Genomic DNA, 22,090 nt, shown 5'->3' on the forward strand with positions numbered 1-22,090 from the left:
GGGAGGCCCGGGCAAGGCGGACGCGCAAGGCGCGGGGACGGCGTGTTTCACCTGCACGTGCTTCAGCTGCACGTGCTTCACCTGCAGCCAGAGGAGGGGACCGATGGGCAGCAGTGCCCGCATCGCGCGCAACCCGGCCGGCGCCGGCCTCGCCCGGCCCGCGCCCTCAGCCGGACTTGCCCGGGGCGCCGACCGAGCCGCGCACCACCAGCCGGTGCGGCACGACCTGGTCGACCAGCACCCGGGTGCTGCGGTCCTTGCGGCGGATGGTGCGCAGCAGGACGTCGATCGCGGCATTGGCCATCGAGGCGATCGGCTGGTGGATGGTGGTCAGTTCCGGCCACACCGTGGTCGCCGAGGAGCTGTCGTCGAAGCCGACCACCGACAGGTCGCGGGGCACGTCCAGCCCGCGCCGGTGCGCGACCGAGACCACCGCCGCGGCCATGTCGTCGTTGGAGGCGATGATCGCGGTCGGCGGGCGCTTGTGCGCGAGGATCTTCTCGCCGGTCTTCAGGCCGGAACGGTAGGTGTAGTCGCCCTGCTGGACCAGCGAGGCGTCGATGGGCAGGCCGGCCTCGAACATCGCGGTCTGGAAACCTTCGTAGCGCCGGGCGCTGGCGCTGAGGTCCGGGCGGCCCTTGATGAAGCCGATCCGGGTATGGCCCCGGGTGATCAGGTAGTCGGCCAGTTCCTTGCCGGCGCGCAGGTCGTCGATGCGCACGCAGGAGATCTCGTCGCTGGAGCGGCCGGCGGCGATCGCCACCACCGGGATCCCGGCGCGCACGAATTCGCCGACCGCCGCGTGCGATTCGCACACCGGCGGCGGCAGGATCACGCCGTCGACCTTGCCGGCCATCGCCCGCGCGGCCTTGCGCTCGGCGTCGGCGTCGGTGTGTTCCCAGTAGTCGATCACCAGCTGGATCGAGGTGCGCGAGGCCACCCGCAGCAGGCCGACCAGCATCTCGCGCAGGTACGCGCCGCTGGGATTGTTGTAGACCAGGGCGATGCGGGTGTGCTGCGCGGCGGCCAGCGAGCTGGCGGCCAGGTTGGGCGTGTAGTCGAGCTCGCGCACCGCCTGCAACACCCGCTCGCGGGTGGTGTCGCGGACCTTGCCCTGGTTGTTCATGACCCGCGACACGGTCATCGGCGACACGCCGGCGAGGGTGGCGACCTCGTCGATGGTCACGCCGCGACCCTTGCGTCGCACGGATTTCCTTGGCTTTTCCAACGTGGGTCCCTTCGAAAGTGCGCGATGGCCGGGGGGCGCATGGCCTTCGCCACCGGGCCGGCGCGGCCCGCATCCCCCCTGCACCGGAGGTTTTGATGGTATCGCTATCCCATGGGGCGCGCGATGCGGCCCGGGCCGGCAGCCGCTGGCGCCGCGCCGGGCTGCTCTGCCTGTGCTGGCTGGCCGGGCTGGTGACGGGCTTGCCGGCGATGGCCGAAGACGGCTACGCGCTCTGGCTGCGCTACGTTCCGCTCGACGCCGGCCGCCAGGCCGCCTATCGCGCCCATGCGACCGAACTGGTTGTCGATGCCGGCACCCCGACCGGCCGCGCGATCCGCGACGAACTGCAGCGTGGCCTGCACGGCCTGCTGGGCCGGGCGCCGGTGCCGGCGGCCCGCGCCGGGCGCGCAGGCGCGATCGTGGTGGGCACGCCGGCGACTTCGCCGCAGCTGGCGGCACTGCGGCTGGACCTGTCGGCGCTGGGCGAGGAGGGCTACCTGCTGCGCAGCGTGCGCATCGACGGCCGTCCGGCGACCGCGGTCGCGGCCAACACCGAACTCGGCGCGCTGTACGGCGCCTTCCACCTGCTGCGCCTGGTCCAGACCGCGCAGCCGCTGGACGCGCTCGACATCCACCAGGCGCCGAAGACCCGCGTGCGGGTCCTCAACCACTGGGACAACCTCGACCGCTACGTCGAGCGCGGCTACGCCGGCGAGTCGATCTGGGACTGGCACAAGCTGCCGGACTGGACCGGCCCGCGCTACACCGACTACGCCCGCGCCAATGCCTCGATCGGCATCAACGGCACCGTGCTCAACAACGTCAACACCAGCGCGCAGTCGCTCACGCCGATGTACCTGGAGAAGGCGGCGGCGCTGGCCGGGGTGTTCCGGCCTTACGGGATCAAGGTCTACCTGAGCGCGCGCTTCAGCGCGCCGATCGAGATCGGCGGGCTCGAGACCGCCGATCCGCTCGATCCGGCGGTGCGGGCGTGGTGGAAGGCCAAGGCCGACGAGGTGTACCGCATCATTCCCGGATTCGGCGGCTTCCTGGTCAAGGCCAATTCCGAAGGCCAGCCCGGGCCGCAGGACTACGGCCGCTCGCACGCCGACGGCGCCAACATGCTGGCCGAGGCGCTGGCGCCGCATGGTGGCATCGTGATGTGGCGCGCCTTCGTCTACTCGCACGAAGAACCCGACGACCGCGCCAAACAGGCCTACACCGAGTTCGTGCCGCACGACGGCCGGTTCGCGCCGAACGTACTGGTGCAGGTCAAGAACGGGGCGATCGACTTCCAGCCGCGCGAGCCGTTCCACCCGCTGTTCGGGGCGATGCCCGAGACGCCGCTGATGATGGAGTTCCAGATCACCAAGGAGTACCTGGGCTTCGCCACCCACCTGGCCTACCTGGCGCCGATGTACGCGGAGACGCTACGTGCCGACACCCATGCGCGCGGGCCGGGCTCGACCGTGGCCAGGGTCGTCGACGGTTCGCTCGAAGGACACCAGCTCACCGGCATGGCTGGCGTGGCCAACATCGGCAGCGACCGCAACTGGAGCGGCTCGCACTTCGACCAGGCCAACTGGTTCGCGTTCGGGCGCCTGGCCTGGGATCCGTACCTGGACCCGGAGGCGATCGCGCGCGAGTGGGTGAAGATGACCTTCTCCACCGACCCGGGCTTCGTCGATCCGGTGGTGGCGATGATGATGGGCTCGCGCGAGGCGGTGGTCGACTACATGACCCCGCTGGGCCTGCACCACCTGATGGGCCGCGGCCACCATTACGGGCCGGCGCCGTGGGTCGAAGGCGGCCCGCGCGCGGACTGGACCTCGGTCTACTACCACCGCGCCGATGCGAAGGGCATAGGCTTCGACCGCAGTGCCAGCGGCAGCAATGCGGTGGCGCAGTACGCGCCGCCGGTGGCCGCGCAGTTCGGCGACCTGGCGACGGTACCGGAGGAATTCCTGCTCTGGTTCCACCACGTGCCCTGGGACCACCGCATGGCTTCGGGCAACACGCTGTGGGACGAGCTGGTCCTGCGCTACGGCCGCGGCGTGGACTACGTCGCCGGCATGCGCCGGACCTGGGACGGGCTGGCCGGGAAGGTCGACCCGGAGCGGCATGCGCAGGTCGCCGCGTTCCTGGCGATCCAGGAGAAGGAGGCGCAGTGGTGGCGCGATGCGTCCATCGCCTACTTCCAGACCTTCTCGAAGCGGCCGCTGCCGGCGGGCGAACCCGCGCCGCCGCACTCCCTGGCGTACTACCAGGCGCTGCAGTTCCCGTTCGCGCCCGGGGACGGCAAATGAGCGGGGCCATCGCGCTCGCCACGCGCCGCTGGCCGGCGCTCGTCCTCGCATGCCTGGCGGCGGCTGCATTGCCCGTCGGGGTGGCCGCGGCCGGGGCCACGCCCGCCGTGGCGCAGCAGCAGGCGCCCTTGATGCACGCGCTGTTCCAGGACCACGCGGTGCTGCAGCGCGACCAGCCGATCCGGGTCTGGGGCGTGGCCGCGCCGGGCGAGGCGGTCACGGTCGAACTGGCCGGCAAGCGCGCCAGCGCGCGGGCCGGTGGCGACGGCCGCTGGCAGGCGCAGCTGCCGGCGATGAAGGCCGGTGGCCCGCATACGCTGACCGCGCGCACCGCCGCAGCGAGGCAGTCGGTGGCCGACGTGATGGTCGGCGACGTGTGGCTGTGCTCGGGGCAGTCGAACATGGAGCTGCAGGTGTGGCGCACGCTCGATGCGCGCGCCGAGATCGCCGGCGCGGGCAATGAGCGCATCCGCCTGCTGACCGTGCCGCAGAGCGGCAGCGTCGAGCCGCAGGCCACGTTCTCCAGCCCGGTGCAGTGGCGGCCGGTGGATCCGGAATCGGTCCGCGACTTCTCCGCTGCCTGCTACTACTTCGCGCGGGAACTGCAGAAGAGCGTCGACGTGCCGATGGGCCTGGTCAGCGCCGCCTGGGGCGGTTCGCGGATCCAGGCCTGGACCAGTGCGCCGGCGCTGCGCGCGACCGGATGGTACGACGGCGAGCTCGACGTGCTCGCGCGCTACGCCGGCGATCCGGTGGCCGCGGTCGGCGACTGGGGTTCGCTGTGGCAGCGCTGGTGGGCTGGCGCTCCGGGCGTGGCCGCCGGCGATGAACCGTGGAGCGCAGGCAAGCCGGTCGGCGAGTGGCGCCAGGCGCCGCCGCAGCTGGGTGCGTGGGAGCGGTGGGGCGTGCCGGCGCTGTCCGATTTCAACGGCATGGTCTGGTACCGCGCCACGATCGAGCTGACCGCCGCGCAGGCCGCGCAGGACGCCGTGCTGGCGCTGGGCCCGGCCGACGAGATCGACATGACCTGGGTGAACGGGCGCGCGGTCGGCAGCACCTACGGCGCCGGCCCGGGCCGCGAGTACGCACTGCCGCCGGGCCTGCTGCGCGCGGGCACCAACACGGTGGTGGTCAACGTGCTCGACACCTACCGCGATGGCGGCCTGGGTGGCCCGGCGTCGGTGCATGCGCTGCATTTCGCCGATGGCAGCAAGGCGCCGCTCGACGGCACCTGGAGCTACCGGATCGTTCCCGCCGCGGCGGGCAATCCGCCGCGCGCGCCCTGGCAGACCGCCGCCGGCCTGTCGACGCTGTACAACGGCATGATCGCCCCGCTCGGCGGATACGGCCTGCGCGGCGCGCTCTGGTACCAGGGCGAATCCAACACCTTCGAGCACGACCGCTACGCCGGGCTGCTGCGCGCGCTGCGCCGGGACTGGCGCTCGCAGTTCGGCGCCGACCTGCCGCTGCTCGTGGTGCAGCTGCCCAACTACGGCACGCCGCCGACCAAGCCGGGCGAGAGCGACTGGGCGTCGATGCGCGCCGCGCAGCGCGCGGTGGCGGCCGAGGATCCGCGCACCGGCCTGGTGGTGGCGATCGACCTGGGCGACCGCTACGACATCCATCCCAGCAACAAGCAGGAACTCGGCCGCCGCCTGGCCCGCGCCGCGCGCCACATGGTCTACGGCCAGAAGATCGCGGCCGCCGGGCCGGTGCCGCTTGCCGCGACCCGCAATGGCGATGCGGTGGTGGTCGAGTTCGGCGACGCCACCGATGGCCTGGTCGCCTACGGCGCCGACGGCCCCATCGGCTTCGAGTTGTGCGGAGCGGAGAAGGACAGCTGCCGCTACGCCGGCGCGGAAATCTGGAACCACCGCGTCACCCTGCGCGCGCCCGGCGCGCACGAGGCCACCCGGATCCGCTACTGCTGGGCCGACAGCCCGGTTTGCACGCTGTTCGACGGCGCCGGCCTGCCGGCCGGTCCGTTCGAGCTTCCCCTTTCCCCCATGCCCCACGACGACCACGCCCGATGAGCATGCCAGCCGCCACCGAAACCACCACGCACGGTTCAAGGAATGATCGCGAGATCGTCGATGCCAAGGTCATCGTCACCTGCCCGGGCCGCAACTTCGTCACGCTGAAGATCACCACCCGCTCGGGCGTGTACGGCCTGGGCGACGCGACGCTCAATGGCCGCGAGCTGGCCGTGGCCTCCTACCTGCAGGAGCACGTGGTGCCGAACCTGATCGGCCGCGATGCCGGCCGGATCGAGGACATGTGGCAGTTCCTGCACCGCGGCGCCTACTGGCGTCGCGGCCCGGTGACGATGAGCGCGATCGCCGCGGTCGACGTGACGCTGTGGGACATCCTCGGCAAGATGGCCAACCTGCCGGTCTACCAGCTGCTCGGCGGCCGCTCGCGCGAAGGCGCGCTGGTCTACGGGCACGCCAATGGCCGCGACATCGCCGAGGCCTCAGACGCGGTCGGCCGCTTCATCGAGCAGGGCTTCCTGGCGGTGCGCGCGCAGTGCGGCGTGCCGGGGGTGAAGAAGGCCTACGGCATCTCCAACGCCAAGGGCTACGAGCCGGCCGAGAGCGAGCTGCCGCTGGAGACGGTGTGGAACACGCCGCGCTACCTGGAAGTGGTGCCGCAGCTGTTCGAGCAGCTGCGCAAGGACCACGGCAACCAAGTCGAGCTGCTGCACGACGTGCACCACCGCCTGACCCCGATCGAGGCCGCGCGCCTGGCCCGCGACCTGGAGCCGTACCGCCTGTTCTGGCTGGAGGATTCGACCCCGGCCGAGAACCAGAAGTCGTTCGAGCTGATCCGCAGGCATTCGGTCACCGCGCTGGCGGTGGGCGAGGTGTTCAACTCGATCTGGGACTGCAAGCACCTGATCGAGAACCAGCTGATCGACTACATCCGCACCACCATCGTCCATGGCGGCGGCATCACCCACGTGCGGCGGCTGGCCGACTTCGCCGCGTTGTACCAGGTGCGCACCGGTTTCCACGGCGCCACCGACCTGTCGCCGGTGACCATGGGCGCGGCGCTGCACTTCGACACCTGGGTGCCGAACTTCGGCATCCAGGAGTACATGTTCCACACCGAGGAAACCGATGCGGTGTTCCCGCACGACTACGTGCTGCGCGCCGGCCGCCTGCACGTCGGCGACACCCCGGGTATCGGCGTGGACATCGACGAGAAGCTGGCGGCGAAATATCCGTATGCGCCGAAGCAGCTGCCAATCGCGCGGCTGGAAGACGGCTCGATGTGGGACTGGTGAGGCGGAATCCCGGGAAAGGCAGCGACGACGCGCGGCGGCAATGAGAGGAGAGGACGCGGAATGATGCAGGTGAAGAACGGGAAGGGCCGCATGCCGCGGCTGCTGGCGACGGGACTGGCGGCGCTGCTGCTGGCCGGGTGTGGCGCGGACCGGGACGGGGGCAAGGCGACCGCCACCGCCTCCGGCGATGGCGCGCCGGCACCGGCCTACTTCGACTGGTTCGAGTACACCGGCCGCGATGCCGCCTTCGAGGCGCCGGTGCCGGACGGCAGCTTCCGCAACCCGGTGCTGTCGGGGTTCCACTCCGACCCCGCCGTGACCGCCGCCAATGGCAAGTTCTACCTGGTCGCCTCGACCTTCACCTTCTTCCCGGGCATCCCGGTGTTCGAGAGCGAGGACCTGGTGCACTGGAAGCAGGTGGGCAACGCGATCCACCGCCCGGAGCAGCTGGACTTCGACGGCCTGGGCGTCTCGCGCGGCGTGTTCGCCCCGTCCATCGAGTACCACGACGGCACCTTCTACGTCGTCAACACCTCGGTCGATGCCGGCGGCAACTTCATCGTCACCGCCACCGACCCGGCCGGGCCATGGTCCGATCCGTTCTGGCTGCCGGACATCGGCGGCATCGATCCGTCGCTGTTCTTCGACGACGACGGCAAGGTCTACATCCTCAACAACGACGAACCCGAAGTGCCGGTGCGCTACGACGGCCACCGCGCGATCTGGCTGCAGGAAATCGACATCGCCGCGAAGAAGCCGTTCGGCCCGCGCAAGGTGCTGATCGACGGCGGCGTCAAGCCGGAAGAAAACCCGATCTGGATCGAAGGCCCGCACATCTACAAGGTCGACGGCTGGTACTACCTGTCCGACGCCGAGGGCGGCACCGGTCCGCAGCACTCGCAGGTGGTCCTGCGCAGCCGCAACGTCTGGGGGCCGTACGAGCCGTACCAGGACAACCCGATCCTGACCCAGCGCGACCTGGACCCCAACCGCCCGCTGCCGATCACCAACGCCGGCCACGCCGACCTGGTGCAGGGGCCGGACGGCACCTGGTGGGCGACGTTCCTGGCCAGCCGCAACTACGGCGTGGACCATTACAACACCGGCCGCGAGGCGTTCCTGCTGCCGGTCACCTGGAAGGACGGCTGGCCGGTGATCCTGCCGCACGGCGAGAAAATCCCGTACGTGCTGCCGGGCCCGTCGTTCATGAAGAAGCCCGCCGACCAGGCGCCGATGACCGGCAACTTCACCTGGCGCGACGAGTTCGACACCGTCGGGCTGGGCAAGGGCTGGATGACCCCGCGCGTGCCCAAGAGGCCGTGGTACGACGGCAGCGCGCGCCCGGGTTGGCTGGCGATCCAGCCGCTGGCCGAACGGCTGGATTCGATGGTCAACCCGGCGTTCTACGCGCGCCGCCAGCAGCACCAGGTGTTCGAGGCCAGCACCGCGATGGAGCTGCCGGCGCCGGGCGTGGCCGCCGGCCTGGCCGCGTTCCAGGGCGAGACGCACTGGTACTTCCTCGGCGTGCGTCGTGCCGGCGAGAGCGACGGCGCGGAGGTGTTCCTGGAGAAGAAGGCCGGCGGCGAGGTCGAGGTCGTAGCCCGCCAGGACGCGCCGGCCGCCGCGCAGCTGACGCTGCACATCGAAGGCAACGAGGGCACCTACGGCTTCGGCTTCGATGCCGGCGACGGCAAGGGCGTGCAATGGCTGGTGCGCGATGCCGACGGCACGGTCCTGAGCACCGACGTGGCCGGCGGCTTCGTCGGCGCCACCCTGGGCCCGCATGCCCGCCTCGAACCCGCGCGCTGAGACGCGTGCCCCACCCGCACGATTCCCCGCGACACGAACGCCAGGAGAGAACCCGATGATGGATGCCCACCACCCCCTGTCGCCGCCGGTCCCGCCTGCGACGCCGGCACGCGGCGCGCTGCGCCGGCGCCTGCTCGCGCGCGGCTGCGTGCTCGCGCTGCTGGCGGCCGTGCCCGCGCTGCAGGCGCAGGCCGACGATGCCCGGCCGTGGCTGGACACCACGCGCAGCTTCGAGGACCGCGCCGCCGCGCTGGTGGCGCAGATGACGCTGGAGGAAAAGGCCGCGCAGATGCAGAACGACTCGCCGGCGATCGAGCGCCTCGGGCTGCCGGCCTACGACTGGTGGAACGAAGCGCTGCATGGCGTGGCGCGGGCGGGCGGGGCCACCGTGTTCCCGCAGGCGATCGGCATGGCCGCCTCGTTCGACATCCCGCTGATGGACCAGGTGTCGGCGGCGATCAGCGACGAGGCCCGCGCCAAGCACCACCGCTTCCTGGCCGAGGGCAAGCACGGCCGCTACCAGGGCCTGACCTTCTGGTCGCCGAACATCAACATCTTCCGCGACCCGCGCTGGGGCCGCGGCCAGGAAACCTACGGCGAAGACCCGTACCTGACCTCGCGCATGGGCATCTCCTTCGTGCGCGGCCTGCAGGGCATGGACCCGGTGACCGGCGCGCCGCTGGATCCGAAGTACCGCAAGCTCGATGCGACCGCCAAGCACTTCGCCGTGCACAGCGGCCCGGAAGCCGACCGCCACACCTTCGACGTGCATCCCTCCAGGCAGGACCTGTACGACACCTACCTGCCGGCGTTCGAAGCGCTGGTCAAGGAAGGCGGCGTATACGCGGTGATGGGCGCCTACAACCGCGTCTACGGCGAGTCGGCCAGCGCCAGCCAGTTCCTGCTGCTGGACACCCTGCGCCGCGACTGGGGATTCAAGGGGTACGTGATGTCCGACTGCTGGGCGATCGTGGACATCTGGAAGAACCACAGGATCGTCCAGACCCCCGAACAGGCCGCCGCGCTGGCGGTGAAGAAGGGCACCGAGCTCAACTGCGGCAGCACCTACGCCAAGCACCTGCCGCTGGCGGTGCAGCAGGGGCTGATCACCGAAGCCGAGCTCGACGACGCGCTCGGCCGGCTGTTCGCCGCGCGCATGCGGCTGGGCATGTTCGATCCGACGGCGCAGGTGAAGTGGGCGCAGATCCCGTATTCGGTCAACCAGTCGGCCGAACACGATGCACTGGCGCGGAAGATGGCGCAGGCCTCGATCGTGCTGCTGAAGAACGACGGCGTGCTGCCGCTGTCGCGTGGCACCGGGAAGATCGCGGTGGTCGGCCCGACCGCCGACGACACCATGGCCCTGCTCGGCAACTACTACGGCACGCCGGCCGACCCGGTGACGATCCTGCGCGGCATCCGCGAGGCGGCACCGCAGGCGGAAGTGGTGTACGCCCGCGGCGCCGACCTGGTCGAAGGCCGCAGCGACCCGGCGGCCACGCCGCTGGTCGAGGCGCAGTACCTGCGTCCGTCGCCCGTTGCCGGTGCGGAGACGAACACGACCGAGCGCGGCTTGCGCGGCGAGTACTTCCGCAACACCGACCTGTCCGGCACGCCGACGCTGGTCCGCGTCGACCCGGTGATCGGCTTCAGCTGGGACCGCGGTTCGCCGACCGACAACCTGCTCGCGCGCGGCGAAGCCGGCCCGGACGAGGCGGTGCCCGCCGACAACTTCTCCATCCGCTGGAGCGGCCAGCTGCTGCCGCCGGTGTCGGGCACGTACACGCTGGAGGCGGCGGCCAACGACGGCGTGCGCGTCTACCTCGACGGCAAGCGCGTGATCGACCACTGGCGCAAGGCCGACCGCCTCGAGGCGCATGCCGCCACCGTGCAGCTGGAGGCCGGGCGCGCCTACGACATCCGCCTGGAGTACCAGGAGCTGGAGCGCGACGCGGGCGTGCGCCTGGCCTGGCGCATGCCGGGCGCGAAGCCGCCGTTCGAGGAGGCGGTGGCCGCGGCGCGCGATGCCGACGTGGTGGTGTTCGTCGGCGGCCTGACCGGCGACGTCGAGGGCGAGGAGATGACGGTCAATTATCCCGGCTTCGCCGGCGGCGACCGCACCGACACCCGCCTGCCCGCGACCCAGCAGAAACTGCTGGAGGCCGTGCACGCCACCGGCAAGCCGGTGGTGCTGGTGCTGACGACCGGCTCGGCGCTGGCGGTGGACTGGGCCGAACAGAACCTGCCGGGAATAGTCGTTGCGTGGTACCCGGGCCAGCGCGGCGGCAATGCGGTGGCCGACGTGCTGTTCGGCGATGCCAACCCCGCCGGGCGCCTGCCGGTCACCTTCTACAAGGGCGACGAGAAACTGCCGGCGTTCGACGACTACGCCATGGCCGGGCGCACCTACCGCTACTTCGGCGGCGAGCCGCTGTATCCGTTCGGCCACGGCCTGTCGTACACGACGTTCGACTACTCGGGCCTGCGCCTGGACCGCACGCGCGCCAGCGCGGGGCAGCCGGTCAAGGCCACGGTCACGGTGCGCAACAGCGGCAAGCGCGCCGGTGACGAGGTCGTGCAGCTGTACGCGCGCGCGCCGCAGGGCGACGGGCGGCCGCTGAAGGAGCTGCGCGGCTTCCAGCGCGTGCACCTGCAGCCGGGCGAGGCGCGCGACGTGGTCTTCACCCTCGATCCGGGCAAGGACCTGCGCCACTACGACGAGCAGGCCCAGGCCTACGCCGTGGTGCCGGGCGAGTACGAGCTGCAGGTCGGTGCCTCCAGCGCCGACATCCGCGCCCGCACCCGGCTGGCGGTGGAGCAGGACTGATGCGTTCCAGCCGGCCTTCCTCCGTCTCTCCAGGAGGGGGCCGGCCGAGGCGCGTGCGGAGTCGCCGGCACCTCCCAGGCCGTCGGCTTCGCACCGCCTCACCCTCTGCCGGGCCGTCGCGGCGGTCCGCCGCGCCGGCAAGCCGGTGATCCGTGTTGTATCGGCCCGGTGGCCCGGGCCCCTGTTCCGACGCAGGCCAGGACCCCGATGAGCGATTCCGCCGTGCCCGTGCCACCCCGACTGTGCGATGCCACGCTCGCCGGCCTGCCGGCCCATGTCGCGCGGCCGGCATACGACCGCGCCCGCACCCGCATCGGCGTGGTCCACTTCGGTCCGGGCGCGTTCCATCGCGCGCACCAGGCCGTTTACCTGGATGCCGTGCTCGACGCCGATCCGGCCTGGGCGATCTGCGCGGTGTCGCTGCACAGCCCCGGCGTGCGCGACGCGCTGCGGCCGCAGGACGGCCTCTACACGCTGGTGCTGCAGGGCGAGCGGCCGGCGCTGCGGGTGGTCGGTTCGATCCGCGAGCTGCTGTGCGCGCCGCAGGAGCCAGAGGCGGTACTGGCACGCCTGGCCGACCGCGACGTGCGCCTGGTGACCCTGACCATCACCGAGAAGGGCTACTGCCTGTCCGCCGACGGCGTCGACCTGGCGCATCCGGACATCGTCCACGACCTGGCGTCGCCGGAGACGCCGGCCAGTGCGCCGCGCAGTGCGATCGGCTGGCTGGTCGCCGGCCTGCGCGCGCGGCGCGACCGCGGCTTCGAACCGTTCACCGTGCTCAGCTGCGACAACCTGGCCGACAACGGCGGCCGCCTGCGCCGCGCGGTGCTGCAGTTCGCCGCGCAGCTCGACCCGCGGCTGGCGGACTGGATCGAAACCGGCGTCGCGTTCCCGCGCTCGATGGTCGACAGCATCACTCCGGCCAGCGACGACGCGTTGCGCGCATGGGTCGCCGCGCAGGCGGGCGTGGAGGACGCCTGGCCGGTGCAGCGCGAGCCTTACACGCAGTGGGTGGTGGAGGACCACTTCCCGCATGGCCGGCCGCCGCTGGAACGTGCCGGCGTGGTCCTCAGCGACGACATCGCCGGCTACGACCGGGCCAAGCTGCGGCTGCTCAACGCGCCGCATTCGGCGCTGGCCTACCTCGGTTCGCTGCTGGAAATCGACACGGTGGCCGCAGCGATGCGCGAGCCGGCGCTGGCCGGCTTCGTCGAACGGCTGATGCGGCAGGACATCGTGCCGACGCTGAAGCTGCCGCGTGGTTTCGATCCGGATGCCTACATCGACGCGATCCTGGCCCGCTTCCGCAACCCGGCCATCGCCCACCGGCTGGCGCAGATCGCCTGGGATGGCTCGCAGAAGATCCCGGTGCGCCTGCTCGGCACGATCGCCGACGCGCTCGCCGCCGGGCGGCCGATCGAGCGGCTGTGCCTGCCGGTGGCCGGCTGGCTGCATTTCGTCCGCCGGCAGGCGCGCGATGGCGTGCCGATCGTCGATCCGCTGGCCGAGACGCTGGCCGCGATTGGCCGTGCGACCACCGGCGAGGCCACGCACGACGTCGCCGCATTCCTCGCGATGGACAGTGTGTTCGGCGTGTTGGCCGCCGACAAGCGCTTCCGCGAAGTGCTGGCGCGCGCCTATGCCGCCCTCGGCGACGCCACGCAGACGCAGGTGGCGCGCGCGCTGGCCGCGGATGCGCACGGATGAGCCTGTCGCGCGCCGGCGGCTCCGGGGCCTGCGGGAGGAGCGCCGCGTGATAGCCCTTGCAGGAGCGGGCATGACCGCGACCCGGGTAAGTCGGCGATGCCGGGCCGTCGCCTGTGCCGGCGGTGTCGGGTCGCCGATGAATCGGCTCCTACAGGAGCAGCGCGGCGTGGGTGCCTTTGTAGGAGCGGGCATGACCGCGACCCGAGGGCGTCGGCAATGCCGGGTCGTCGCCTGTGCCGGCGTCGTCGGGTCGCCGATGAATCGGCTCCTACAGGAGCAGCGCCGCGTGGGTGTCTTTGTAGGAGCGGGCATGGCCGCGACCCGAGGGCGTCGGCTGTGCCGGGCCGTCGCCTGTGCGGGCGTCGTCGGGTCGCCGATGAATCGGCTCCTACAGGAGCAGCGCCGCGCGGGTGCCTTTGTAGGAGCGGGCATGACCGCGACCCGAGGGCGTCGGCAATGCCGGGCCGTCGCCTGTGCCGGCGGCGTCGGGTCGCCGATGAATCGGCTCCTACAGGAGCAGCGCCGCGTGGGTGCCCTTGTAGGAGCGGGCATGACCGCGACCCGAGGGTGTCGGCTGTGCCGGGTCGTCGCCTGTGCCGGCGGCGTCGGGTCGCCGATGAATCGGCTCCTACGGAGAGAACCGGTCCTGGCACCCGTGTCGTTTCCGAATTGCATCTAGCGCCTTCCCTCGTAACCGCCGGAGTCCGTCATGCCTGCCCACCTCACCCGCCATGCCACCGCCGACGGCCCGCGCTGGGCGCTCGATGGCCACTACCTGCCGGCGGACTTCACCCTTGGCGACTGGCTGGCCTGGCCGCAGGCCGATGCGCAGGCGCGGCTGGCGGCGCTGCCGCGCGGTGGCGCCGCCGACGCGCCACTGCTGGCGCCGATCGAGGACACCCAGGAGGCCTGGGCCAGCGGGGTGACCTACCTCAGCAGCCGCATGGCGCGCGAGGCCGAGTCGCAGAGCGCCGACGTCTACCAGAAGGTCTACGCCGCCGAGCGCCCGGAGCTGTTCTTCAAGGCGCCCGGCTGGCGCGTGCGCGGCCCCGGGGACGGCATCCGCATCCGCGCCGACAGCCACTGGAACGTGCCCGAGCCCGAACTGGTGCTGCTGATCGACGCGCACGGCGCGATCCGCGGCTGCACCGCCGGCAATGACGTGTCATCGCGCAGCATCGAGGGCGAGAACCCGCTGTACCTGCCGCAGGCCAAGGTCTACGACGGCGCCTGCGCGATCGGGCCGTCGATCCGGCTGTGCGATGCCGGGATGCTGCGCGACCTGCCGATCGCGCTGGACATCGCGCGCGGCGGCGCCACCGTGTTCGCCGGCGCCACGCGCACCTCGCAGATCAAGCGCGGGCTGCAGGAACTGGCCGACTGGCTGTTCCGCGAGCTGGCCTTCCCGCAGGGCGCGTTCCTGTTCACCGGCACCGGCGTGGTCCCGGGCGAGGACTTCACCCTGCAGGCCGGCGACGTGGTCCGCATCGACATCGACGGCCTGCTACTGGAGAACCCGGTGCGATGAGCCGCGATGTCGCCATCCGCCCTCCTGCCGGTTCGCGGTCGCGCCTGGCCCGCGGCCCGCGTACCCGGCACGACCCGTGAACGGAGCACCGCCATGAGCACGCAGGACATCGGCCTCGACGCGATCCTCGGCGACGGCGCGCCGCTGGCCACGACGCGCACTTCGGGCGAGGGCCCGCACGGGCACCTGCCGATCGACGCGCGGATGCTGCGCGAGGCGCCCAGCGGCGACCTGTTCGGCCTGACCCAGAACGCCGGCATGGGCTGGCGCGCCAGCGAGGTGGCGCGCGATCCGTACCTGATCGTCAGCACCCAGGGCGGGCTGCGCGCCGCCGATGGCCGCCCGCTCGCGCTGGGCCTGCATACCGGCCACTGGGAGATCGACCGCCTGGTCGGCGCCGCGGCCGAGGCGTTCGCCGCGCACGGCGGGCTGCCGTTCTCGGTGATGTGCTCGGACCCGTGCGACGGCCGCACCCAGGGCACCACCGGCATGTTCGACAGCCTGCCCTACCGCAACGACGCGGCGATCACGATGCGCCGGCTGATCCGCTCGCTGCCCACGCGCCGCGGCGTGCTCGGCGTGGCCACCTGCGACAAGGGCCTGCCGGCGATGATGCTGGCGCTGGCCGGCTGCGCCGACCTGCCCGGCGTGATCGTGCCCGGCGGCGTGACCCTGCCGGCGCGCGGCGCCGAGGACGCGGGCAAGGTGCAGACCATCGGCGCGCGCTTCGCGCACGGGCTGATCGACCTGGAGCACGCGGCGGCGATGGGCTGCCGCGCCTGCGGCTCGCCCGGCGGCGGTTGCCAGTTCCTCGGCACCGCGGCGACCTCGCAGGTGATCGCCGAGGCGCTGGGGATCGCGTTGCCGCACAGCGCGCTGGCGCCTTCGGGCGAGCCGGTGTGGACCGACATGGCGCGGCGCTCGGCGCTGGCGCTGGTGCGGCTGGCCGGCACCGGCACGCCACTGTCGCGCATCCTCACCCGCGAGGCGGTGGAAAACGCATTGCTGGTGCACGCTGCGTTCGGCGGCTCGACCAACCTGCTGCTGCACGTGCCGGCGATCGCGCACGCCGCCGGCCTGGCGCGGCCGACGGTGCGCGACTGGATCGCCGCCAACCGCGCCACGCCGCGGCTGGTCGACGCGCTGCCCAACGGCCCCCGCCACCATCCGACCGTGCAGGTGTTCATGGCCGGCGGCGTGCCGGAAGTGATGCTGCACCTGCGCGACATGGGCCTGCTGCACCTGGACGCATTGACCGTCAGCGGCCGCACCGTGGGCGAGAACCTGGCCTGGTGGGAAGCCAGCGATGCGCGGCGGCGGGCGCGCGAACGCCTGCGCGAACTCGACGGCGTCGATCCGGACGCGGTGATCATGGGCCCGGACGCCGCGCGCGCCGCCGGCATGACCAGCGCGCTGGTGTTCCCGGTCGGCAACCTCGCCCCGGACGGTGCGGTGATCAAGGCCACGGCGATCGATCCGTCGGTGGTCGATGCCGACAACGTCTACCGCCACAGCGGACCGGCGCGCGTGTTCGCCTCCGAGCACGACGCGATCCGCGCGATCAAGAGCAAGGGCGACGACGCGGTGCGCGCCGGCGACGTGGTGGTGCTGGCCGGCTGCGGCCCGGCCGGCACCGGCATGGAGGAGACCTACCAGCTCACCTCGGCGCTGAAGTACCTGCCCTGGGGCAAGCACGTGCCGGTGCTCACCGACGCGCGGTTCTCCGGCGTGTCCACCGGCGCCTGCATCGGCCATGTCGGCCCGGAGGCGCTGGCCGGCGGCCCGATCGGGCGCCTGCGCGACGGCGACACCGTGCGGATCGAGATCGACCGCAACACCCTGCAGGGCCGCATCGACCTGGTCGGTACGCAGGCGGAAGGCGAGCTGGAAGCGGACCCCGCCGCCGCGCTGCTGGCCGCGCGCGCGCCACACCCGGCGATCGCCGCGCACCCGCGCCTGCCGGATGACACCCGGCTGTGGGCGGCCTTGCAGGACGCCAGCGGCGGCACCTGGGGCGGCTGCGTGTACGACGTCGACGCGATCCTCGAAACGTTGCGCGCCGGGCGCGAGGCCCTGGCCGCGAAAGGTGGCCGCGCATGAGCACCTTCATCGTCATCGCTGCAGCCATAGCGCTGCAGATCTTCCTCACCGCGCGCAAGCTCAGCCCGTTCCTGTCGCTGCTGGTCGTGGCGGTCCCGATGGGCCTGCTGCTGGGCATGACCCCGCAGGACCTGCTCAAGACCATCGACGCCGGCGTCGGCAGCACCCTGGGCGGGTTGGCGCTGGTGATCGCGCTCGGCGCGATCCTGGGCAAGGTGCTGGAAGAGAGCGGGGCGGCGGAGAAGATCGCCATCACCCTGGTCGGGCGCTTCGGCGAGCGGCACATCCAGTGGGCGCTGCTGCTGACCGGCTTCCTGGTCGGCATCCCGCTGTACTTCAACGCCGGCTTCATCATCCTCGTACCGCTGATCTTCTCGCTCGCGCGCCGGACCGGGCTGCCGATCCTGTACCTGGCCATCCCCACGGTGGCCTCGCTCAGCACCACGCATTGCTTCCTGCCGCCGCACCCGGGGCCGGTGGTGCTGGTCAACGCGTTCGGCGCCGACATGGGCCTGACCCTGCTCTACGGCATCGCCATGGCGGTCCCCGCGGTGGTCATCGCCGGCCCGCTGCTGGGCCGGCGGCTGCAGTCGATCAACCCGCCGCTGCCGGACCTGTTCACCGCCAGCGAGGCGCCGCGCGAACTGCCCGGCGCCTGGAGCTCGTTCCTGGTCGCGCTCTCGCCGGTGCTGCTGATCAGCATTTCGGTGCTGGCCGATGCGCTGCTGCCCGAGGGCCTGGCCCGCACCGCGCTGCTGTTGCTGGGCAACCCCACGGTCGCGCTGCTGCTGGCCGCGCTGGTCGCGTTCTGGTGGCTGGGCTATCGCCGCGGCGTCGGCCTGGAGGCGCAGACGCGCTGGCTCAACGCGGCCATCGCCGGGATCGCGGTGATCCTGCTGATCATCACCGCTGGCGGCGTGTTCAAGCAGGTGCTGGTGGACAGCGGCGTGGGCGCGCGCATCGCCGCGCTCAGCGCGAGCTGGCACATGCCGCCGCTGGTGTTCGCCTGGCTGGCCACCGCCGTGCTGCGGGTGATGATCGGCTCGGCCACGGTGGCGGTGATCACCGCCGCCGGTATCGTCGCCCCGCTGATCGCCAGCACCGGCGCCTCGCCCGAGCTGATGGTGCTGGCGGTGGGCGCCGGCAGCGTGTTCGGCTCGCACGTCAACGACTCCGCGTTCTGGATGTTCAAGGAGTTCTTCGGCCTGTCGATGGCGCAGACCTTCCGTTCCTGGACGGTGATGGAATCGCTGATCTCGGTGATCGGGCTGGGCGGGGTGCTGTTGCTGGACCTGGTGCTGGGCTGAAGCGGCCGGATCGCCCACGGCCGCCTTGCCGGGCGTCGGCCGGGTTTCAACGGTCCAGCGGGCTGAGCACGCCCAGCGCGCCGCGGTTGAGCACGTGGGTGTAGATCTGGGTGGTGGCCACGTCCTTGTGCCCGAGCAGCTCCTGCACGGTGCGGATGTCGGCGCCGGATTCCAGCAGGTGGGTGGCGAAGCAGTGGCGCAGCGTGTGCGGCGTCACCGGCCGGTCGAACCCGCAGGCCAGCGCGGCGGCGCGCACCGCCTTCTGCAGCACCTTCTCGTCGAGGTGGTGGCGCCGGCGCACGCCGTCGCGCGGATCCTCCGAGAGCCGCGTGGCCGGGAACACGTACTGCCAGGCCAGCTCGGCCGGCGCATTCGGATACTTGCGCGCCAGCGCATGCGGCAGGTACACGCGGCCGGCGCCGCAGGCCAGGTCGCGCGCGTGCAGCTCGCGCACCGCCGCAAGCTGCCGTTCCAGCCCCTCCCTCAGCGCGGCCGGCAGCACCGTCACCCGGTCCTTGCCGCCCTTGCCGTCGCGCACCACCAGCTCGTTGCGGGCCAGGCCCACGTCCTTGACCCGCAGGCGCACGCATTCCATCAGCCGCAGGCCGCTGCCGTAGAGCAGCCCGGCCATCAACGCCTCGCGCCCGGCCAGGCGCTCGAGCAGCCGCGCCACCTGCGCCCGCGCCAGCACCACCGGCAGGCGCCGCGGCCGCTTGGCCCGGACCACGTTCTCCATCCACGGCAGCTCCACCCCCAGCACCTCCCGGTAGAGGAACAGCAGCGCCGACAGGGCCTGGTTCTGGGTACTGGCGGCGACGTCGTCGCGCGTCGCCAGGCGGGTGAGAAACGCCTCCACCGCCGCCCCGTCCAGCTCGCGCGGGTGCCGCGGCAGCCACGCCCGGATATACCGGCGGATCCAGTACAGGTAGGCCTGCTCGGTGCGCCGGCTGTAATGCCTGAGCCGCATACGCGCCCGCACCTGGTCCAGCAGGCGCGGCTCACGCCCCGCTGCCGGCCCGCCCGATAACGGGGCCAGCTCGCCGTCATAAGACATATCGGGGCCTCCATGCCGCCTATACCGGCAGGATGGCCCGAGACGGACCCCGTCGCCATTGGACAAGTCCGTGATCGGGGTAGGAATTCCCGCATTGACGCCCGCCCGGAGCGGGCCACACACTCGGCGCTACACCCCCGCTGGGGGTCTACTGGTAGTTAGGCGGGTTGTGGCGTTCGTGTTTGGGGTGGGGCGTCGGACTTCGGTGGGGGGAGTCGCAATGGCAAGTTGGCGTGCGGCATCGCAGCGGGTCGGGCGCGGGGCAGGCGTTCGGTCGGACCGCGTTTCGCACAATCACTCGGCTGGCGTGTCGTTCGTCCAGGCTTCTCGCCTGATGGCTCGCCGGCCTAACCACTCGTTCAAGCCGACGCCGCTTCGCGGCGCGGCTTAACTCCGGCGTTGGGCAGTGGAAGAAGCGCGAGGTTGGGGAACTTCGTATGGATCGGATGGATCGCTGCGCTGCCAAGCACTCACCTTCGGTGAGCTGGCTGCGATCGTTTTCCTTCGGTGGCGTCGCGGGGCGCGCATCCGGGTTTGCATCGGATCGGTCGTGGAAGTCGGTCACGTTCGCAGTGGACAGGTCACGGTGCGCGCGTCCAGGTTCGCGGCTTCGTCCTTTCGGATCGGTCGTCGGGCCCGAGCTTGTGCGGTGCTCTCGTCCTGCCCAACAATGCGTTCAAGCCGACGTTGCTTCGCAACGCGGCTTAACTTAGGCGTTAGGCCGCAGGAGAAAGAGTATGACCACCCGAGGGGGAAAGCCGTGGCAGTGATAACCGTCGATCAATGTGGCGACCTTCTTGCCACGTTTGTGGGAAATAGCGCTTCGGCCGACAAAGCGAAAGAACTGGCAAAGACCATTGGCTATAACGATTCGCCACTATTTGGCGCACGGAAGAAGCGAGCCACGCTTGTTAGTGAGCTTGTCATGATCCACACGGCGCTAGTGATCTTCTCAGCCAACCAATCCTTCAACCAGACCACGGCGAAAGCGGTTATTGACTCATTCTTAAGTTGCGCCAGAAAGAGTGTATTCACGCATCTTAAGAAAGAGATGCCAAGCTTTCCAGCGTTGTATGAAAATCGAATGAGAGAGTACTTTCCGATATTCCATCAAGACAGAGCGCCTCTTGGACTCTCTTTCGCGCTAATGAAGCATCTAGGGCTTGATCCGCTCAAGAACCTACAGAGCCAACTTACTTTAACTGAACTGATCACATCAAAAACGAAGCAGACAATTGACGTTCTGAAAGGGCTAAACGTCATCGGGCAGCCGACGCCACCTGAGCTCAGCGAGACAGGAAAGAATCAGAACAGCAAGATAGATTCAGAGATAAATGCTTTTATGGGCTCAATGGAACGGTTCATGGCGCAGACAGATGAGTGGCCTGAGGAGATAAAGATAAAAGCACTTACGGTTGTTAGCATGGTGCTTGATGGGAAAGGGAAAGAGGCGAAAGAGATGTTGACCACAATCCCAAGAAAGTACGCTCTGATTGTGCTGAATCATCTTAATCAACTCAGAAGGCAGCCCTAATGACAGTTGTCGGGCTGCGGCCTAACAATTCGTTCAAGCCGACGCCGCTTCGCGGCGCGGCTTAACTCAGGCGTTGGTGTTGTCGGCTTCGGTGACGCACTGACTTCGGTTGCATCGTGGGCTTCGGCGTCGGTCGTTCGCTGACTCATCCGGACCACTGGCGTTTCCGCACTTCGCTTCACTCGGCTTCGGATGCATCGCGTTCGCGCCGCTCGGCACATGGAGGGCTTCATGGCTTACGGATTGGCGGCGCTGTCGGCTTCGGTCTTTGCTGGCCTCGACCTGCCCCGTGCTGACGGACCGTTTCTCCGTGTTGCTTGGCATCGCGGGACCGTTGCAGGCAGTCGGCTTCGGGTTTACCTTGGCGCGCATAACAGTTCGTTCAAGCCGAACCCGCTTCGCGGGTCGGCTTAACTCAGGTGTTAGCGTGCATGGAGGGTTCTTAATGCGTCTGACGTTAGCCCTAACAACACTCCTGTTTACGGCCAACATAGCGAGTGCAGGCACCTCCGGCATCCCGACCAGCGATGCGGATTTTGCAGCACGCGTATTGACCATTGCCATTGCGGGACGAAAGGCGTCTGAGGTACTGCAGGAGTTTGCCAGTGCAGGCTTCACTTGCCTTGAGCATGACAATCGTGTTCTGACGGGACTCGAGAGCTCCGTGCGCTACCAGAAGCACATCTGCGGAGGGCCGGTGCCCGCGCTACATGGCTGCGCCCGCAACGTTGAATTGGGCAGCTTTGATGGAGTGGTCAAGCATATCCAACTATCCTTTCAGCACCCAGATGGGACAGCCAATAAGGGAGTCGCTTGTGCGCGCTAACAATTCATGTATGGACTCCTCCGTCAAGCAGGTTTGCCGCAGCTGATGTTCGATCGTTGGGAAGCGGAACGGTTGCAGTCGTGTATTCGGCCTTGAGGTGAGCGGTCGATGTGCTCGGGCCATCATGGAATCCGCGGCGCGGGTGCCTATCGTTCAAGCGGCCTGTGGGCCTGAATTGTTATCGGCTTTGTCCGCGCCGGGACCGAACCCTTCGCCATGATCGAGATCGTCTTCGGCAATTGCTGTGGTTGAAGCGGTTGAAGCGTTGAGGTGTTGAGGCTTTTCTTGAAGGTCAGTGGGCACCAGGTCGCTGGCTCACGTGTCGCGGATCGAAGGCCTGGCCGTGATGTTCCATCGCCCAAAGCCGCCGCGCCAGCTTGTTGGCCAGGGCGCAGGCGGCCTTGTTGTGGCCGCGTGCGTCCTGCACCTTGAGTGCCCAGGCCTGCAAGGGATCCAGGGGTTGCCCGCGTCGCTGTTTCAGGCGCGCTGCCGTCAGCACCGCGCGTGCACCGTGGACCAGCAGCGTGCGCAGGTAGACGTCGCCGCGCTTGGTCAGGCCGCCCAGGCGACGCTGC

At 70.3% G+C, this 22,090-nt stretch carries 12 protein-coding genes and 1 pseudogene; 10 read left to right on the forward strand and 3 right to left on the reverse strand.

Annotated elements, in window-relative coordinates; genetic code table 11:
* Positions 1-166: 166 nt before the first annotated feature.
* Entirely contained in the window at positions 167-1,228 is a 1,062-nt protein-coding gene (locus CSC66_RS08675; RefSeq protein ID WP_162376996.1) for a LacI family DNA-binding transcriptional regulator, read from the reverse strand.
* A gap of 95 nt (positions 1,229-1,323) precedes the next feature.
* Here CSC66_RS08675 and CSC66_RS08680 point away from each other — a divergent pair, with 95 nt between their 5' ends.
* The 9 genes from CSC66_RS08680 (at position 1,324) to CSC66_RS08720 (ending at position 18,101) form a co-directional block, all read left to right on the forward strand.
* The gene (locus tag CSC66_RS08680; protein ID WP_162376997.1) at positions 1,324-3,534 is read left to right on the forward strand and encodes an alpha-glucuronidase family glycosyl hydrolase; all 2,211 of its coding nucleotides are present in this window, start codon (positions 1,324-1,326) and stop codon (positions 3,532-3,534) included.
* Positions 3,531-5,567, forward strand: a complete 2,037-nt coding sequence (locus tag CSC66_RS08685; RefSeq protein ID WP_162376998.1) for a sialate O-acetylesterase — start codon at positions 3,531-3,533, stop codon at positions 5,565-5,567. The genes CSC66_RS08680 and CSC66_RS08685 overlap by 4 nt, the downstream gene beginning before the upstream one ends.
* A complete protein-coding gene (gene manD / locus CSC66_RS08690) occupies positions 5,564-6,820 on the forward strand; it encodes a D-mannonate dehydratase ManD (protein ID WP_162376999.1) in 1,257 nt (418 codons plus the stop codon). The genes CSC66_RS08685 and manD overlap by 4 nt, the downstream gene beginning before the upstream one ends.
* 90 nt (positions 6,821-6,910) lie before the next feature.
* Entirely contained in the window at positions 6,911-8,629 is a 1,719-nt protein-coding gene (locus CSC66_RS08695) for a glycoside hydrolase family 43 protein (protein WP_162377022.1), read from the forward strand.
* A 58-nt stretch (positions 8,630-8,687) separates the two neighbouring features.
* On the forward strand, positions 8,688-11,456 hold the full coding sequence (locus tag CSC66_RS08700) for a glycoside hydrolase family 3 C-terminal domain-containing protein (protein WP_162377000.1): 2,769 nt from the start codon (positions 8,688-8,690) through the stop codon (positions 11,454-11,456).
* A gap of 207 nt (positions 11,457-11,663) precedes the next feature.
* Complete coding sequence (locus CSC66_RS08705) at positions 11,664-13,166, forward strand: mannitol dehydrogenase family protein (RefSeq protein WP_162377001.1); 1,503 nt, start codon at positions 11,664-11,666, stop codon at positions 13,164-13,166.
* A gap of 709 nt (positions 13,167-13,875) precedes the next feature.
* Positions 13,876-14,694, forward strand: coding sequence for a fumarylacetoacetate hydrolase family protein (locus CSC66_RS08710; RefSeq protein ID WP_162377002.1), 819 nt, complete (start codon positions 13,876-13,878; stop codon positions 14,692-14,694).
* 93 nt (positions 14,695-14,787) lie between these two features.
* Positions 14,788-16,794: a YjhG/YagF family D-xylonate dehydratase gene (locus CSC66_RS08715; RefSeq protein ID WP_162377003.1), complete on the forward strand. Its 2,007-nt coding sequence runs from the start codon at positions 14,788-14,790 to the stop codon at positions 16,792-16,794.
* A complete protein-coding gene (locus tag CSC66_RS08720) occupies positions 16,791-18,101 on the forward strand; it encodes a GntT/GntP/DsdX family permease (protein ID WP_162377004.1) in 1,311 nt (436 codons plus the stop codon). The genes CSC66_RS08715 and CSC66_RS08720 overlap by 4 nt, the downstream gene beginning before the upstream one ends.
* Before the next feature lie 46 nt (positions 18,102-18,147).
* On the opposite strand, the gene CSC66_RS08725 is transcribed toward CSC66_RS08720, so the two are convergent.
* Positions 18,148-19,155 (reverse strand): integron integrase, encoded by a 1,008-nt coding sequence (locus CSC66_RS08725; RefSeq protein ID WP_162377005.1) that lies wholly within the window; start codon positions 19,153-19,155, stop codon positions 18,148-18,150.
* A gap of 760 nt (positions 19,156-19,915) precedes the next feature.
* Here CSC66_RS08725 and CSC66_RS08730 point away from each other — a divergent pair.
* A complete protein-coding gene (locus CSC66_RS08730) occupies positions 19,916-20,689 on the forward strand; it encodes a hypothetical protein (RefSeq protein ID WP_162377006.1) in 774 nt (257 codons plus the stop codon).
* A gap of 1,118 nt (positions 20,690-21,807) precedes the next feature.
* Here CSC66_RS08730 and CSC66_RS08735 read toward each other — a convergent pair.
* A pseudogene (locus CSC66_RS08735) lies at positions 21,808-22,090 on the reverse strand (IS110 family transposase); the annotation flags it as partial.

Source organism: Pseudoxanthomonas kaohsiungensis (genome assembly GCF_010211765.1).
Taxonomy (GTDB): Bacteria; Pseudomonadota; Gammaproteobacteria; order Xanthomonadales; family Xanthomonadaceae; genus Pseudoxanthomonas; species Pseudoxanthomonas kaohsiungensis.

Excerpts from the sequence above, each read along its gene's own strand:
- CSC66_RS08680 (WP_162376997.1), top strand. The coding sequence starts at position 1,324 with ATGGTATCGCTATCCCATGGGGCGCGCGATGCGGCCCGGGCCGGCAGC.
- CSC66_RS08705 (WP_162377001.1), top strand. The coding sequence starts at position 11,664 with ATGAGCGATTCCGCCGTGCCCGTGCCACCCCGACTGTGCGATGCCACG.
- CSC66_RS08700 (WP_162377000.1), top strand. The coding sequence starts at position 8,688 with ATGGATGCCCACCACCCCCTGTCGCCGCCGGTCCCGCCTGCGACGCCG.
- CSC66_RS08715 (WP_162377003.1), top strand. The coding sequence starts at position 14,788 with ATGAGCACGCAGGACATCGGCCTCGACGCGATCCTCGGCGACGGCGCG.
- CSC66_RS08695 (WP_162377022.1), top strand. The coding sequence starts at position 6,911 with ATGCCGCGGCTGCTGGCGACGGGACTGGCGGCGCTGCTGCTGGCCGGG.
- CSC66_RS08710 (WP_162377002.1), top strand. The coding sequence starts at position 13,876 with ATGCCTGCCCACCTCACCCGCCATGCCACCGCCGACGGCCCGCGCTGG.
- CSC66_RS08720 (WP_162377004.1), top strand. The coding sequence starts at position 16,791 with ATGAGCACCTTCATCGTCATCGCTGCAGCCATAGCGCTGCAGATCTTC.
- CSC66_RS08725 (WP_162377005.1), bottom strand. The coding sequence starts at position 19,155 with ATGTCTTATGACGGCGAGCTGGCCCCGTTATCGGGCGGGCCGGCAGCG.
- manD (WP_162376999.1), top strand. The coding sequence starts at position 5,564 with ATGAGCATGCCAGCCGCCACCGAAACCACCACGCACGGTTCAAGGAAT.
- CSC66_RS08685 (WP_162376998.1), top strand. The coding sequence starts at position 3,531 with ATGAGCGGGGCCATCGCGCTCGCCACGCGCCGCTGGCCGGCGCTCGTC.